Below are 14,589 nucleotides of genomic sequence, written 5' to 3' on the forward strand. Positions count from 1 at the left end.
CTGGTTCGGAAATTGCTACTTTCATTAGGTCTTACGCTTACCAGTAACAATAATTCTGCGCCACAAGCGCTCATATTGGTTTTAGGGAATAAATAATGAAAAAAGCATTGCTGACCCTTTCTGCACTGGCGTTGTGCATGGCCGCTGGCTCCGCCATGGCAAAGGAATACAAAGAATTGCGTTTTGGCGTTGACCCTTCCTACGCACCGTTCGAGTCGAAAGCGGCCGACGGCAGCCTGGTGGGCTTCGACATCGATCTGGGTAACGCAATCTGTGCCGAGCTGAAGGTCAAGTGCAAATGGGTCGAAAGCGATTTCGACGGGATGATTCCTGGCCTCAAGGCCAATAAATTCGACGGCGTGATCTCCTCGATGACCGTCACCCCGGCCCGCGAAAAAGTCATCGACTTCTCCGGCGAACTGTTCTCCGGCCCAACCGCTTACGTGTCCAAGAAAGGCTCCGGCATCACCGCCGACGTCGCTTCGCTGAAAGGCAAAACTGTTGGCTACGAGCAAGGCACCATCCAGGAAGCCTATGCCAAAGCCGTTCTGGACAAGGCTGGCGTGAAAACCCAGGCCTATCAGAACCAGGACCAGGTGTATTCCGACCTGACTTCCGGCCGTCTCGACGCTGGCATCCAGGACATGCTGCAAGCTGAACTGGGCTTCCTGAAGTCGCCAAACGGCGCCGATTACGAAATCAGCAAGCCGGTCGACAGCGAACTGCTGCCAGCCAAAACAGCGGTCGGTATTAAGAAAGGTAACACCGAGCTGAAAGCACTTTTGGATAAAGGTATCAAAGCGTTACACGATGATGGCACCTACGCCACCATTCAGAAGAAACACTTTGGCGATCTGAATCTGTACAGCGGCAAATAATGCCCGGCGCCCATCGCGAGATGGGCGCTTTTTTCATCCGATCAGGTTGCTGATTTATGTTCGAAAACCTCCTACAAAATCTGGGGCTCTCAGCCTTCAGCCTCAAGGGCTTCGGTCCTTTGCTGATGGAAGGCACCTGGATGACCATCAAATTATCGGCGATGTCGCTGCTGGTGGCCGTGTTGCTCGGCCTGCTCGGCGCCAGTGCCAAACTGTCAAAAGTCAAACTGCTGCGCCTGGTTGCCCAGTGCTACACCACGCTGATTCGCGGGGTGCCGGACCTGGTGCTGATGCTGCTGATCTTCTACAGCCTGCAAACCTGGCTGACGTCGCTCACCGACTACATGGAATGGGAATACATCGAGATCAACCCGTTCAGCGCCGGGGTCCTGACCCTGGGCTTCATTTACGGCGCGTATTTCACTGAAACCTTCCGCGGCGCGATCCTCGCCGTGCCTCGCGGCCAGGTCGAAGCGGCCACCGCTTACGGTCTCAAGCGCGGTCAGCGGTTCCGCATCGTGGTGTTCCCGCAGATGATGCGCTTTGCCCTGCCAGGTATCGGCAACAACTGGATGGTCATGCTCAAGGCCACTGCGCTGGTGTCGATCATCGGCCTCGCCGATCTGGTCAAGGCTGCCCAGGACGCCGGTAAAAGCAGCTATCAGCTGTTCTACTTCCTGGTGCTCGCTGCGCTGATCTACCTGCTGATCACCAGTGCCTCCAACTTCATTCTGCGCTGGCTCGAACGCCGCTACGCCGCCGGGACCCGGGAGGCCGTACGATGATCGAACTTCTGCAGGAATACTGGAAAGCCTTCCTTTACACCGACGGCCAGAACATCACCGGTCTGGCCATGACCATGTGGTTGCTCAGCGCGTCGATCTTCATCGGTTTCATCGTCTCGATTCCGCTGTCGATCGCCCGTGTTTCGCCGCACTTCTACATTCGCTGGCCGGTGCAGTTCTACACCTACCTGTTCCGTGGTACGCCGCTCTACATCCAGTTGCTGATTTGCTACACCGGGATCTACAGCCTGGCCGCCGTGCGCGCGCAACCGGTGCTCGACAGTTTCTTCCGCGATGCGATGAACTGCACCATCCTCGCATTCGCCCTGAACACCTGCGCCTACACCACGGAGATTTTCGCCGGGGCGATTCGCAGCATGGCCCATGGTGAAGTCGAAGCGGCCAAGGCCTACGGTCTGACAGGCTGGAAGCTGTATGCCTACGTGATCATGCCTTCGGCACTGCGTCGCTCGTTGCCGTACTACAGCAACGAAGTGATCCTGATGCTGCACTCGACCACCGTGGCGTTCACCGCGACCATCCCGGACATCCTGAAAGTCGCTCGGGACGCCAACTCGGCGACCTTCCTGACCTTTCAGTCGTTCGGCATCGCCGCGCTGATCTACCTGACCGTCACCTTTGCGTTGGTCGGCCTGTTCCGTCTCGCCGAACGTCGCTGGCTAGCCTTCCTTGGGCCGACCCACTAGGATTTTTCGCAATGCGCCACCAGATTCATGACCTGCTGGCCCCGCTGCCGGGGACAGCACGACAGATCCACAGCTTCCACTTCGGGCCTGCATCGGCCCAAGGCAAAATCTACATCCAGGCTTCCCTGCACGCCGATGAAATGCCCGGCATGCTGGTGGCCTGGCACCTCAAGCAGCGCCTGGCGGAGCTGGAAGCCGCCGGCCGCCTGCGCAGCGAAATCGTCCTGGTGCCGGTGGCCAATCCCGTGGGCCTCGAACAAGTGCTGATGGACGTGCCGCTGGGCCGCTATGAGCTGGAAAGCGGACAGAACTTCAACCGCTGGTTCGTGGACCTGAGCGAAGAGGTCGGCAACGAGATCGAAGGCCAACTCGGTGACGACTCGCAGCGCAACCTCGAACTCATCCGCAGCAGCCTGCGCAATGCACTGGCCCGCCAGACTGCCAGCACCCAGTTGCAATCCCAACGCCTGACCCTGCAACGGCTGGCCTGCGATGCCGACATGGTGCTGGACCTGCATTGTGATTTCGAAGCCGTCGCGCACCTGTACACCACGCCCGAGGCCTGGCCACAGGTCGAGCCGCTGGCGCGCTACATCGGCGCAGAGGCCAGCCTGCTGGCCACTGATTCCGGCGGTCAGTCGTTCGATGAATGCTTCACCTTGCTCTGGTGGCAGCTCAAAGAGCGCTTCGGTGAACACTTCGACATTCCACCGGGGAGTTTTTCGGTGACGGTCGAACTGCGCGGCCAAGGCGACGTCAATCACCCGCTGGCCAGTCTCGATAGCCAGGCGCTGATCGACTACCTGATTCACTTCGGCGCGATTGCCGGCGAACCGGCGCCACTGCCCGACCTGCCCTACCCAGCTACACCGCTGGCCGGTGTTGAACCCGTAGCAACGCCGGTCGGCGGACTGTTGGTGTTCACCGCACTGCCAGGGGAATACCTGGAAGCCGGGCAACTGATCGCCGAAATCATCGACCCGATCCTTGACCGTGTCACGCCTGTCCATTGCACCGCCGCCGGGTTGATGTACGCCCGCTCGCTGCGCCGCATGGCCACCGCTGGCATGGTGATCGCCCACGTCGCGGGCGCCGAAGCCTATCGCAGCGGCTACCTACTTTCGCCTTGAGGATGCTTGTTCCATGTACAAACTGACCATTGAAGGCCTGCATAAAAGCTATGGCGATCATGAGGTGCTCAAAGGCGTTTCGCTCAAGGCCAACACCGGCGACGTCATCAGCCTGATCGGCGCCAGCGGCTCGGGTAAAAGTACCTTTCTGCGCTGCATCAACTTTCTCGAACAGCCCAACGACGGCGCCATGAGCCTCGACGGCCAGGCGATCCGCATGGTCAAGGATCGCCACGGCATGCACGTCGCCGATCCCGACGAATTGCAACGAATCCGCACCCGCCTGGCCATGGTGTTCCAGCACTTCAACCTGTGGAGCCACATGACCGTGCTGGAAAACATCACCATGGCCCCGCGCCGGGTGCTGGGTTGCAGCAAGCAGGAAGCCGAAGACCGTGCACGCCGCTACCTCGACAAGGTCGGCCTGCCGGCGCGAGTGGCAGATCAGTACCCGGCGTTCCTCTCCGGCGGTCAGCAACAGCGTGTGGCGATTGCCAGGGCCTTGGCCATGGAACCGGAAGTCATGCTGTTCGACGAACCGACGTCGGCCCTCGACCCGGAACTGGTGGGTGAAGTACTCAAGGTGATCCAGGGACTGGCCGAAGAAGGCCGGACCATGATCATGGTTACCCACGAAATGAGCTTCGCACGCAAAGTGTCGAGCCAGGTGCTGTTCCTGCATCAGGGCCTGGTCGAGGAAGAGGGTGCGCCAGAGGACGTGTTGGGTAATCCGAAGAGTGAGCGGTTGAAGCAATTCCTGAGCGGCAATCTGAAGTAATAAGCCTTGGTAGGAGCTGCCGCAGGCTGCGATCTTTTGATCTTGAAAAAATCAAAAGATCGCAGCCTGCGGCAGCTCAGGATCAGATACTTACTTAGTTCTCCAGCCTGAAGCTGCCGTTTTCCACCTCCACGCCATCGGCATCCAGCCCACTGAAGCTGCCGGCAAATTGCGCATCCCCGCCCACTGTCAGCTCAAGCGTGCCTCGATACAGCTCCGCTTCAGAACTATCTGTCACATGAATAATCATGGGTGACCGTTCACTCAGCCCCAAACCGAAGATTCCAGTTTGGATTTCGACCGGCAGATACACGTAAAACTCTTTCCCTTCGCCGTTACTGGCCTCGATACAGTGCAGACCATTGCGTTCGTAGTAATACAGCCCTTGCGTCACCTGAAACTTTACAGCCCCGTTAGCAGCGATCACATCGGCACTCAAACGTCCTGTTCGATTCGTACTCATCCTGAAATTCCTTTTTCATATTGTTGTGCGCAGGCCTTCACAAGGCCTTGGGCGTGTGGAAGGCCGAAATGAAAACACGGCTATTCCGCCGATTGGTTTCAGCGGCGAACACACTTATTTCCGAATATGAGAAGTCAGGATCAGAGCTGAAAACGGCGACCGTTTGATAAACGGAAAACGCAAACAAGGCCAACGCCCCGAGATCGACGACGACCTCGGGGCACTGGCCTTGTTACGAGCAGGATTCAGGCGACAGGGGCAGGAGGCGGCTCATCCGGCAACGTTGGCTCGCCAGGCTCGGTAGGTTGCTCGTTCGGGGTATCGGGGTCGGGTTGACCGGGAATCCCGCCAGCCTGGACGACCGAGGGCTGCGCCAACAAGGACCAGGCCAGCACGCCCACTTGATTGGGTTCAAGCCTTGCCAGTTCGGCACTTATTCGCGGATCGATCTTCATAACGCACTCCTGAGCGATGGCCCGATCCGCCTTGCGCGAATCGGAGCAGTACACTCCATAGAGTGTACGCTCGCTCAGGAATTCCCACGGTTTGTCAGACGGCTGACTCAGGTCCGCGGCAGAGTCACGCCACGCTGGCCCTGATACTTGCCGCCACGGTCCTTGTAGGACACTTCACATTCTTCGTCAGACTCAAGGAACAGCATCTGCGCCACGCCTTCGTTGGCGTAGATTTTCGCCGGCAGGTTGGTGGTGTTCGAAAACTCCAGGGTCACGTGGCCTTCCCACTCAGGCTCAAGCGGGGTGACATTGACGATGATGCCGCAACGCGCGTAGGTGCTTTTACCCAGGCAGATGGTCAATACATTGCGCGGAATACGGAAGTATTCAACGGTGCTGGCCAGGGCGAAGGAGTTCGGCGGAATGATGCACACGTCGCTGTGGATATCGACGAAGCTGCCGGCGTCGAAGTTTTTCGGGTCGACGATGGCCGAATTGATGTTGGTGAACACCTTGAAATGATTCGTGCAACGTACATCGTAGCCGTAGCTCGACACGCCGTAGGAGATCACACGGCTATCGTCGCTGCCACGCACCTGGCGCTCGACGAAGGGGTCGATCATGCCGTGCTCTTGCGCCATGCGGCGAATCCACTTGTCCGATTTGATGCTCATGGCGGGTGTCCTGAATAGCGAGGTGGAAAAATCTGTCCGGCATCTTACCGGGGCGCGCCGCCGGGTTCAAAGTGCCGGACACAATTCTCGACGATACTGCCGGATTTGCGCAGCTTTGAAGCAATACGGTGCACCGTCGATCATGAAAACCGAGAAACCTTCGCAAGAAGCATTGGCACGTCCCGGAAAAAGGGTTAAGGTGGCGCCACTGTGCTGCTTGTGTCACTGAGAATCTCTACACGATATGTTGAATTTCGATCCAACCATCTACAAGAATTTTTCCTGCTCTTTGCACTCAGTCTCGGCCAGGGTTCTTCCTGAGTCGCAGTTATCTTTGTTCAAGGAGTTACACCATGTCTAATCGCCAAACCGGTACCGTTAAGTGGTTCAACGATGAAAAAGGCTTCGGCTTCATCACTCCACAATCCGGTGACGACCTGTTCGTTCACTTCAAAGCTATCCAATCCGACGGCTTCAAAAGCCTGAAAGAAGGCCAACAGGTTTCTTTCATCGCTACCCGCGGTCAGAAAGGCATGCAAGCTGAAGAAGTTCAAGTTATCTAACTTGTACTTGCTTTAGTAAAAAGCCCCGCCCTCAAAAGCGGGGCTTTTTTGTGGGCAAGTGTTTTTGCCCGAACAAAAAAGATCGCAGCCTTCGGCAGCTCCTACAAGGTCATGTGTACGCCTGTAGGAGCTGCCGAAGGCTGCGATCTTTTGACGTTTACCAGGTCACGCCAAAGCCAGCGGTGTAGCGAGTCTTGTCCAGATCAGCATCGTCGGTGCCGTCGATGATGTCGCGTTCAGCCTTGAGATTGAGCGAAGCCCAATCCGTCACCTTATAGCGCAGTCCCATCTCGGCATCCAACGCATATTCGGCCACGCCCGACAGCGGCTTGCCCACTTCGCCATTGGTGAAGAACTCGACTTTCTTGCCAATCAGGTAGCGGTTGTAATCCCACTTCATGGCCACGGAATAGAAGTTCTCTTTGCTACCGTCGGCGAATTCATAATCCGTGCGGTTGACCAGCGAGCCGAGGGAGAACGCTCCCAACTCGTCATCCCAGAACTGATAACCCGGACCGGTACCGACCGTGCGCTGACGCGACAGATCTTCGACCTTGTCACGCTTATAGACCAAGCGACCCTGCCAAAACCATTTTTCCGTCAGGAAGCGGTCAAGCGAATACTCGGCTCGCCAGTTGTCCGTGGTGACCACATCATCCTGGAACTCGCGGTTGTACTCGCCTTCCGCCGTGTGCCGCCAACGACCATGGCGAGCAGTGGTCTTGAAGTCGATGTCGTAATCGTCGGTGTCCTTGTCGGCGCGCTGGTAATCCAGTGCTGCGTCGATGTTGCCCTTCCACACTAGATCTTCGACCACCGGCTTGGGCTTGAGCATCTGCTGGATACTCGCCAGCTCCACGGTTTTCGGTGCGTCACCGTTGGCCAGGGTCACCTTGCCATCCTCCGCCGCATGCAGCGACTTGGCCACTTCGCCGGTATAGGCATCCTGTTTGACCAAGAGATGCTGATCGCTCTCCAGGGTTTTCACCTTGCTCCAATCGATCGGCACGGCGCCGGCGTACTCGGTCTGAACCAACAGCTTGCCGCCATCGAACAGAATGATCTTGCCGCTCAACTTGTCACCGTTCTTCAACCAGACGGTATCCGCGAGCAAGGGAGTGGAAGCACTGACGACAGCGAGGCACAGCAGGGTTCTGGACAACATAAGCAAATACAGGCTCAGGTTCGCGAAAAAAAGTCGGCATTATCCGCAGGAATAAGGCCCTAGCAAGGACTGACCCGACTATTTCTATTGAGTTCATTTCTCAACTGGCGATCCAGGATTTACTCTACGGACGGTACTGTGAATTTTTTCAGGCACATTTGTTTTAGGAACGGCACGTGATCGAACCCAACGCTGAACCAGAAAGCCCTGCACAAATCCGACGCACGGCGCTCTACCTGACCCTGGCGCAAGTGCCAGAAGGCAAAGTGGTGAGTTATGGTCAATTGGCAGAGCTGGCCGGTCTGGGGCGTGCCGCCCGTTGGGTAGGTCGGACCTTGAGCCAACTGCCCGGCGACAGCAAATTGCCTTGGCACCGCGTGCTCGGCGCCGGCGGGCGCATCAGCCTGCCAGTTGGCAGCCCATCCGGGGACGAACAACGCGCGCGATTGCGCATGGAGGGCATCAGTATCCTGAATAATCGTGTTGATATTCAGCGCCATGGGTGGCGCCCGGTAGAGCACAGCGGTTAGAGTGCGCGCTTTGTTTCCGTATTTCTTGAGGCAGACTCCAGCCCATGCCCCGTAAAACCTGGCGCGCCGCGCTTGCTGCCTATGCCAGCCCCTCGACGCTTGTACTGCTATTGCTGGGTTTCGCTGCCGGCCTGCCCTACATGCTGGTGTTCTCGACACTGTCGGTCTGGTTGCGTGAAGCCGGTGTGGCGCGCGAAACCATCGGCTATGCGAGCCTGATCGGTCTGGCCTACGCCTTTAAATGGGTCTGGTCACCGTTGCTGGACCAATGGCGCCTGCCGCTGCTCGGCAAGCTCGGTCGACGCCGCTCCTGGCTGGTGCTTTCCCAGGCACTGGTGATCCTCGGCCTGATCGGCATGGGTTTCTGCGACCCGCAAAAGCATTTGTCCTGGCTGATCGCCATCGCTGTGGTCGTCGCTTTTGCCTCCGCGACGCAAGACATCGCCGTAGACGCCTATCGCCTGGAAATCGCCGAAGACAATCGCCAGGCCGCGCTGGCCGCCAGTTACATGTCCGGCTATCGAATCGCAGCGCTGCTGGCCACGGCGGGCGCGCTGTACTTCGCCGAAGGCTTCGGCTCCACCGGTTTCAACTACAAGCATTCCGCCTGGGCCGGCACTTACATCCTGTTCGGGGTGCTGATGGTCCCGGCGCTGCTGACCTCCCTGTTCATGCGCGAACCGCCGGTGCCGCTGCGCACGCAATTGCAGGCCGGGCGCTACAGCTTCGTGCATCAACTGGCCTCGGTATTCGTGCTGATCGTATTGCTGGTGTCCGTGCCGGCCATGTTCACCCAACTCTACAACACCGACTTCGCCAGCGTGCTGTTCGAAGGCGTGAGCCTGCTCGACCTGCTGCTGCAGGACCGAGCCTTCCTGCGAGCGATCCTCTACACCACGCTCACTGCCCTGTGTCTGTCAGCCATGGGCCGTCGCGGACTGGCGCCCGTGCTGACCCCGATCAATGACTTCATTCTGCGTTATCGCTGGCAAGCGCTGCTGCTGCTCGGGCTGATCGCCACCTATCGGATGTCCGATACGGTCATGGGCGTGATGGCCAACGTGTTCTACATCGACCAGGGTTTCACCAAGGACCAGATCGCCAGCGTCAGTAAAATTTTTGGCCTGATCATGACCCTGGTCGGCGCCGGCATGGGCGGCCTGTTGATCGTGCGCTTCGGTATTTTGCCGATCCTGTTCATCGGCGGTGTAGCCTCCGCAGCGACCAATATCCTGTTCCTGATGCTCGCCGACATGGGCGCCAACCTGAACATGCTGATCCTGACCATTTCCCTGGACAACTTCAGTTCCGGTTTGGCGACCTCGGCGTTCGTGGCTTACCTGTCGAGCCTGACCAACCTCAAATTCTCCGCCACCCAATACGCCCTGCTCAGCTCGATCATGCTCTTGCTGCCACGCCTGATCGGCGGTTACTCCGGGGTCATGGTGGAGAAATTCGGTTATCACAATTTCTTCCTGATCACTGCGCTGCTGGGTGTTCCGACACTGGTACTGATCGCCTTGCACTGGTTCCAGGAGAGCCGCCGCGAAGGTCCGACTCCCACGCCGGAACCCGTACCGACCCAGGTCGCAGAAGAATCGTAGGAAGCATCTGTAGGAAACAACGCGGAGGACGGAACGATTCCCGCCCTCCTGCCACACCGCCGACCGCACGCCTGTACGACAGCGGATCTCGCCCGTACAATGCTCCGTCATTTCTCGTCATCAGCAATCGATAACGGCCAACCATGCGCACCAGTCAATTTTTGCTCGCCACACAGAAAGAAACGCCTTCCGACGCGGTCGTGATCAGCCATCAGCTGATGCTGCGCGCCGGCATGATCCGCAAACTCGCCTCGGGCCTGTACACCTGGCTACCGATGGGCTTGCGAGTCATGCGCAAGGTCGAAGCCGTCGTTCGCGAAGAAATGAACGCCGCCGGCTCGCTCGAAGTGTTGATGCCGAGCACTCAACCGGCTGAACTGTGGCAGGAATCCGGTCGCTGGGAAGAGTACGGTCCTGAACTGCTGCGTTTCAAGGATCGCCACGGTCGCGATTTCTGCGCCGGTCCGACCCACGAAGAAGTCATCACTGATCTGATGCGTAACGAGCTGAGCAGCTACAAACAGCTGCCGATCAACCTATACCAGATCCAGACCAAATTCCGTGATGAAATCCGTCCACGCTTCGGCTTGATGCGCGGCCGTGAATTCATCATGAAGGACGCCTACTCGTTCCACGCTGACCAGCCTTCGCTGCAGGTCACCTACGACCGCATGCACCAGGCGTACTGCAACGTGTTCACCCGTCTGGGCCTGAAGTTCCGCCCAGTGGAAGCTGACAACGGCTCCATCGGTGGCGCCGGTTCCCACGAATTCCACGTGCTGGCCGAATCCGGTGAAGACGATATCGTTTTCAGCAACGGTTCCGACTACGCGGCGAACATCGAGAAAGCCGAAGCCGTGCCACGCGAGACTTCGCGTCCTGCACCGAGCGAAGAGCTGCGTCTGGTCGACACTCCGGACACCAAAACCATTGCCGCACTGGTGGAAAAATTCAATCTGCCGATTGAAAAGACCATCAAGACCCTGATCGTGCATGCCGAGGAAGAAGGCAAGTTGATTGCCCTGATCATCCGTGGCGACCACGAGCTCAACGAGATCAAGGCTGCGAACCAGCCAGGCGTGGCCAGTCCGCTGGTCATGGCCAGCGATGCCGAACTGCGTGACGCCATTGGCGCGGGCGCCGGTTCCCTCGGCCCGTTGAACCTGCCACTGCCGATCATCATCGACCGCTCCGTCGAGCTGATGAGCGACTTCGGCATCGGCGCCAACATCGACGACAAGCACTACTTCGGCGTGAACTGGGAGCGCGACTTGCCGGTTCCGACCGTTGCCGACCTGCGTAACGTGGTCAGCGGCGACCCAAGCCCGGACGGCAAGGGCACCCTGGAAATCAAGCGCGGCATCGAAGTCGGGCACATCTTCCAGCTGGGCAACAAGTACAGCAAGGCGATGAAGTGCGAAGTGCTGGGCGAGAACGGCAAGCCGGTCACTCTGGAAATGGGCTGCTACGGCATCGGCGTTTCCCGCGTGGTTGCAGCTGCAATCGAACAGAACAACGACGACAAAGGCATCATCTGGAGCGACACCCTGGCGCCGTTCCAGATCGCCCTCGTGCCGCTGCGCTACGAAACCGACCTGGTTCGCGAAGCCACCGACAAGCTGTATGCCGAACTGACGGCAGCAGGCTTCGAAGTGCTGCTGGACGACCGCGACAAGAAAACCAGCCCGGGCATCAAGTTCGCGGACATGGAGCTGATCGGCATTCCACACCGGATCGTGGTCAGCGACCGCGGCCTCGCCGATGGCAACCTGGAATACAAGAGCCGTACCGAGGCCGAGCCGCAAGCGCTGCCGGTCGCTGACGTACTGTCCTTCCTTCAGGCCCGTATCCGCCGCTGAAACCAGATAGAGACGTCATGTTCAAGCGAAACACCTTAGGCCTCGGTGGTGCCGCCCTGTGCGGCACCCTGCTGGTCAGCGGCTGTGCCAATCACATGTCGCAACGCAGCGAGCACGAGGAACGTGTCGAGCGCAAACTGCTCGATCACAGCCTGCAGATCGATGTTGGTGAGCCCAAGGTGCTTGAGCTGCCGCAACGCCGGGTGAAAATCCACGAGCAAAAGACTTTCGAAGTCACCGAGTTCGAAGTCACGCGCCATTACGATCGCTACACGCCGTACCAACCCTGGCGGGAGATCTACGAGATCCCGCTGGGTGCGGTGGCGGTGGTCGGTGGTGTCGGTGCGAACGTGGTCAACGTGTTCGCCCTCGGCAATCTTCCGGATAGCGTGACCAAGGACTGGTTCAGTTACGGCTTTGCCGGGCTCAACCCGTTCATGAACGTACAATCCAACGGTCGTGCGCAGCAGAACCTGGCCGGAATCGACGAAGTCCAGCGCGACAAGCGCACGGAATACTCGAGCCTGCCGTGGAGCGAGCGTCCGGTCGAGGTCAAGGCCGGCAAGGAAACCTTCGAACTGAGCACCGACAAAAATGGCGTCTTGCGCCTGAACCTGTTGGACAGCCCGTTCGCGGAACACGACCTCAATCATCTGAGCAAGCTGCAGATCAATGTCGAGGATGCCAAGGACGACGTGCATAGCGACTCATCCCTGGCACTCAGCAGCAGCCTGCGCGGCAAACTGCTCGAAGCCCATGGGCTGATTTACGACGACCTCGAAGACGACGAAGTGAGCCAGTGGGTGCACCGGGTCAAACGCCTGTCGGAATTGGGGTTGGAGGAAGAAGCCAGCGAGCTGGAACAGAGCCTGATCGAACTGACTCGCAACGATCCTGAACTGCAGACCGAGTTTCTCAAGTCCTTGACCAGGGATGCCGGGCGATTGGTGGCGGATCCGGGACCGAATTAAGCTCCTAAAAAGATCGCAGCCTTCGGCAGCTCCTACAGAGGAACGCATTCCCCTAGAGCTGCCGGAGGCTCGGGCCGCGTTCGGACGATCTTTTGCTTTTAATCATCAACGCTCAAACAACTCCATCTGCTCAAACCCGCCCCGCAAATCCTCCAGCCTGACCCCCACCCCCAACAATCGCACCGGTTTGCCCCCACGATTGAACGCCTGGGTCAGCAATAGCTGATAACTGCCCAAATCCCGCCCTGCTCCGGCCTGCTCCAGCGTGGTCTGGGTGAAATCATGAAACTTCACTTTGACGAACGGCTTGCCCGGTCGATAGCTGCTATCGATTCGTGCCATGCGGGTTTTGAGGGTTTCCAGCAATTCCGGCAGCTTATCCAGGCAACTGCGCAGATCCGGCAGATCGACATCGAATGTATTTTCGACACTGATCGACTGCCGGCGACTGTCGTTATGCACCTGGCGGTCATCGATCCCACGGGCCAGGCTCCACATTCGCTCACCAAAGCTGCCGAATTCGCGCACCAGCGCCAACTTGTCCCACTCGCGCAATTGCGCACAGTCGACGATGCCCAATTTGCCCAGCTTGTCAGCGGTGACTTTGCCGACCCCGTGAAGCTTGCTGACCGGCAGACCACTGACGAAATCCTCGACCTGATCCGGTGTAATGACGAACAGACCATTGGGTTTTTTCCAGTCGCTGGCGATCTTGGCGAGAAACTTGTTCGGCGCCACGCCGGCTGAAACGGTGATGTGCAGCTGATTCGACACCCGGCGACGGATGTCCTGGGCGATGCGCGTAGCGCTACCGCCGAAATGCGCGCAGTCCGACACATCGAGGTAGGCCTCGTCGAGGGAAAGCGGCTCGATGATATCGGTGTAATCACGAAAGATCGTATGAATTTCCTTCGACGCTTCTCTATAGGCATCCATGCGCGGCCTGACGATGGTCAGATCCGGGCACAGCTTCAACGCATGACCGGATGACATGGCCGAACGTACGCCATAGGCCCGCGCCTCATAATTGCAGGTAGCAATCACCCCGCGCCGATCCGCCGAGCCGCCTACCGCCAGTGGTTTGCCGGCGAGGCTCGGATCGTCACGCATTTCGATGGCGGCGTAGAAACAGTCGCAATCGACGTGGATGATTTTTCGCTGGGTCATATCAAAGCAGTTTAAGGAAGAAGAAATGGCGGCATGCCGTGTCAGAAAAGCAGTATCTCACTGACACCTGTATATAGCACCAGTAGTGTGAATGTTCTTTTCCCGCTGTAGGAAAACCACGCTGAATTTATTTTTTCAATCGCACAGCAGGCGCTAATAGAGCCAGAAGCCTTGCTACGCCTGCCTCTCAGGCTAATCCATCCTGTGGCCGAAGACCTAAGCGATTGAACCTGAAGAGGTTTTACCGAGATTGGCGGTTGACACCCCGTCGATCCTCTGTAGAATGCCGACACACAGACGCGGGATGGAGCAGTCTGGTAGCTCGTCGGGCTCATAACCCGAAGGTCGTCGGTTCAAATCCGGCTCCCGCAACCAAACATCAAAAAAGGCTACTCGAAAGAGTGGCCTTTTTTGTGCGCGTCTGTTTTGCAGAACACGACTTCATGAGTCCGCACTGCCGAAATGAGAATTCGTTCAGATTCCGAAACTTAGGCCGACCCTGCGACCGTTTGCCGCGCTTATACGTTTATTTGACCTAGTTCGGTTTTAACGGTTGACACCCCGGCGTATCTCTATAGAATGCCGCCACACAGACGCGGGATGGAGCAGTCTGGTAGCTCGTCGGGCTCATAACCCGAAGGTCGTCGGTTCAAATCCGGCTCCCGCAACCAAACATCAAAAAAGGCTACTCGAAAGAGTGGCCTTTTTTGTATCTGTTGAAAAAGTCCTTTCGCAACAATGATCTGTCACCGTGTGGTGAGCCGTTGGGGGTCACCAATGCGCCGAGTTCAGTCTATGCTCAATCGCAGACTCAGCCCTCTTCGACTGATGATGTGCAATCACCGACCGCCGGTGATTGG

The 14,589-nt window shown here is 58.0% G+C and carries 15 protein-coding genes and 2 tRNA genes; 12 read left to right on the forward strand and 5 right to left on the reverse strand.

The features are described from left to right. The first annotated feature begins 95 nt into the window (after positions 1 to 95). Genes ACM110_RS12715 through ACM110_RS12735 form a run of 5 tightly spaced genes read left to right on the forward strand, consistent with a single transcriptional unit; the run spans position 96 to position 4,278 of the window. Positions 96 to 878: a transporter substrate-binding domain-containing protein gene (locus tag ACM110_RS12715; RefSeq protein WP_338585100.1), complete on the forward strand. Its 783-nt coding sequence runs from the start codon at positions 96 to 98 to the stop codon at positions 876 to 878. Between the two features lie 56 nt (positions 879 to 934). Continuing rightward, positions 935 to 1,663: an ABC transporter permease gene (locus tag ACM110_RS12720; RefSeq protein ID WP_338585099.1), complete on the forward strand. Its 729-nt coding sequence runs from the start codon at positions 935 to 937 to the stop codon at positions 1,661 to 1,663. Then, positions 1,660 to 2,370 carry an ABC transporter permease gene (locus tag ACM110_RS12725; RefSeq protein ID WP_338585098.1) on the forward strand — a complete coding sequence of 237 codons (711 nt, stop codon included), beginning with the start codon at positions 1,660 to 1,662 and terminating at the stop codon, positions 2,368 to 2,370. Before ACM110_RS12720 ends, ACM110_RS12725 begins: the two co-directional genes overlap by 4 nt. 11 nt (positions 2,371 to 2,381) lie before the next feature. Beyond that, positions 2,382 to 3,500, forward strand: a complete 1,119-nt coding sequence (locus ACM110_RS12730) for a succinylglutamate desuccinylase/aspartoacylase family protein (protein ID WP_338585097.1) — start codon at positions 2,382 to 2,384, stop codon at positions 3,498 to 3,500. Positions 3,501 to 3,513: 13 nt separating this feature from the next. Further along, a complete protein-coding gene (locus ACM110_RS12735; RefSeq protein WP_056856146.1) occupies positions 3,514 to 4,278 on the forward strand; it encodes an ABC transporter ATP-binding protein in 765 nt (254 codons plus the stop codon). Between the two features lie 94 nt (positions 4,279 to 4,372). On the opposite strand, the gene ACM110_RS12740 is transcribed toward ACM110_RS12735, so the two are convergent. The 3 genes from ACM110_RS12740 to dcd all read right to left on the reverse strand — a co-directional run bounded on the left by ACM110_RS12740 (position 4,373) and on the right by dcd (position 5,870). After that, positions 4,373 to 4,741 (reverse strand): hypothetical protein, encoded by a 369-nt coding sequence (locus ACM110_RS12740; RefSeq protein WP_416128041.1) that lies wholly within the window; start codon positions 4,739 to 4,741, stop codon positions 4,373 to 4,375. Positions 4,742 to 4,986: 245 nt separating this feature from the next. Next, positions 4,987 to 5,196: a hypothetical protein gene (locus ACM110_RS12745; protein WP_416128042.1), complete on the reverse strand. Its 210-nt coding sequence runs from the start codon at positions 5,194 to 5,196 to the stop codon at positions 4,987 to 4,989. Between the two features lie 107 nt (positions 5,197 to 5,303). After that, on the reverse strand, positions 5,304 to 5,870 hold the full coding sequence (dcd, locus tag ACM110_RS12750) for a dCTP deaminase (RefSeq protein WP_046816561.1): 567 nt from the start codon (positions 5,868 to 5,870) through the stop codon (positions 5,304 to 5,306). A 353-nt stretch (positions 5,871 to 6,223) separates the two neighbouring features. Between dcd and ACM110_RS12755 the strand changes: the two genes are divergently transcribed. Beyond that, positions 6,224 to 6,433 carry a cold-shock protein gene (locus ACM110_RS12755; RefSeq protein ID WP_002554837.1) on the forward strand — a complete coding sequence of 70 codons (210 nt, stop codon included), beginning with the start codon at positions 6,224 to 6,226 and terminating at the stop codon, positions 6,431 to 6,433. Positions 6,434 to 6,590: 157 nt separating this feature from the next. On the opposite strand, the gene ACM110_RS12760 is transcribed toward ACM110_RS12755, so the two are convergent. Beyond that, positions 6,591 to 7,598, reverse strand: coding sequence for a DUF481 domain-containing protein (locus ACM110_RS12760; protein WP_416128043.1), 1,008 nt, complete (start codon positions 7,596 to 7,598; stop codon positions 6,591 to 6,593). A gap of 176 nt (positions 7,599 to 7,774) precedes the next feature. On the opposite strand from ACM110_RS12760, the gene ACM110_RS12765 reads away from it, so the two are divergent. From ACM110_RS12765 to ACM110_RS12780, 4 genes are all read left to right on the forward strand, one after another. Continuing rightward, positions 7,775 to 8,128: an MGMT family protein gene (locus ACM110_RS12765; RefSeq protein WP_416128044.1), complete on the forward strand. Its 354-nt coding sequence runs from the start codon at positions 7,775 to 7,777 to the stop codon at positions 8,126 to 8,128. 44 nt (positions 8,129 to 8,172) lie between these two features. Further along, a complete protein-coding gene (locus tag ACM110_RS12770; RefSeq protein WP_416128045.1) occupies positions 8,173 to 9,732 on the forward strand; it encodes an AmpG family muropeptide MFS transporter in 1,560 nt (519 codons plus the stop codon). A gap of 143 nt (positions 9,733 to 9,875) precedes the next feature. Then, positions 9,876 to 11,591: a proline--tRNA ligase gene (locus tag ACM110_RS12775; RefSeq protein WP_416128046.1), complete on the forward strand. Its 1,716-nt coding sequence runs from the start codon at positions 9,876 to 9,878 to the stop codon at positions 11,589 to 11,591. A 17-nt stretch (positions 11,592 to 11,608) separates the two neighbouring features. Continuing rightward, the gene (locus tag ACM110_RS12780; protein WP_338585090.1) at positions 11,609 to 12,562 is read left to right on the forward strand and encodes a hypothetical protein; all 954 of its coding nucleotides are present in this window, start codon (positions 11,609 to 11,611) and stop codon (positions 12,560 to 12,562) included. 105 nt (positions 12,563 to 12,667) lie between these two features. Here the strand turns inward: ACM110_RS12780 and dinB are convergent, their stop codons facing one another. Beyond that, positions 12,668 to 13,729 carry a DNA polymerase IV gene (dinB, locus tag ACM110_RS12785; RefSeq protein WP_416128047.1) on the reverse strand — a complete coding sequence of 354 codons (1,062 nt, stop codon included), beginning with the start codon at positions 13,727 to 13,729 and terminating at the stop codon, positions 12,668 to 12,670. A gap of 298 nt (positions 13,730 to 14,027) precedes the next feature. Here dinB and ACM110_RS12790 point away from each other — a divergent pair. Beyond that, positions 14,028 to 14,104, forward strand: a tRNA-Met gene (locus ACM110_RS12790). 219 nt (positions 14,105 to 14,323) lie between these two features. Continuing rightward, positions 14,324 to 14,400 (forward strand) — tRNA-Met (locus ACM110_RS12795). The last annotated feature ends 189 nt before the right edge of the window (positions 14,401 to 14,589 follow it).

Source organism: Pseudomonas sp. NFX98 (assembly GCF_047784845.1).
GTDB lineage: Bacteria > Pseudomonadota > Gammaproteobacteria > Pseudomonadales > Pseudomonadaceae > Aquipseudomonas.

Bases quoted from the DNA above. Each gene is read 5' to 3' on its own strand.
- ACM110_RS12775 (WP_416128046.1), top strand. From the start codon at position 9,876: ATGCGCACCAGTCAATTTTTGCTCGCCACACAGAAAGAAACGCCTTCC.
- dinB (WP_416128047.1), bottom strand. From the start codon at position 13,729: ATGACCCAGCGAAAAATCATCCACGTCGATTGCGACTGTTTCTACGCC.
- ACM110_RS12715 (WP_338585100.1), top strand. From the start codon at position 96: ATGAAAAAAGCATTGCTGACCCTTTCTGCACTGGCGTTGTGCATGGCC.
- ACM110_RS12745 (WP_416128042.1), bottom strand. From the start codon at position 5,196: ATGAAGATCGATCCGCGAATAAGTGCCGAACTGGCAAGGCTTGAACCC.
- ACM110_RS12770 (WP_416128045.1), top strand. From the start codon at position 8,173: ATGCCCCGTAAAACCTGGCGCGCCGCGCTTGCTGCCTATGCCAGCCCC.
- ACM110_RS12730 (WP_338585097.1), top strand. From the start codon at position 2,382: ATGCGCCACCAGATTCATGACCTGCTGGCCCCGCTGCCGGGGACAGCA.
- ACM110_RS12760 (WP_416128043.1), bottom strand. From the start codon at position 7,598: ATGTTGTCCAGAACCCTGCTGTGCCTCGCTGTCGTCAGTGCTTCCACT.
- ACM110_RS12780 (WP_338585090.1), top strand. From the start codon at position 11,609: ATGTTCAAGCGAAACACCTTAGGCCTCGGTGGTGCCGCCCTGTGCGGC.
- dcd (WP_046816561.1), bottom strand. From the start codon at position 5,870: ATGAGCATCAAATCGGACAAGTGGATTCGCCGCATGGCGCAAGAGCAC.
- ACM110_RS12735 (WP_056856146.1), top strand. From the start codon at position 3,514: ATGTACAAACTGACCATTGAAGGCCTGCATAAAAGCTATGGCGATCAT.
- ACM110_RS12720 (WP_338585099.1), top strand. From the start codon at position 935: ATGTTCGAAAACCTCCTACAAAATCTGGGGCTCTCAGCCTTCAGCCTC.
- ACM110_RS12755 (WP_002554837.1), top strand. From the start codon at position 6,224: ATGTCTAATCGCCAAACCGGTACCGTTAAGTGGTTCAACGATGAAAAA.
- ACM110_RS12725 (WP_338585098.1), top strand. From the start codon at position 1,660: ATGATCGAACTTCTGCAGGAATACTGGAAAGCCTTCCTTTACACCGAC.
- ACM110_RS12740 (WP_416128041.1), bottom strand. From the start codon at position 4,741: ATGAGTACGAATCGAACAGGACGTTTGAGTGCCGATGTGATCGCTGCT.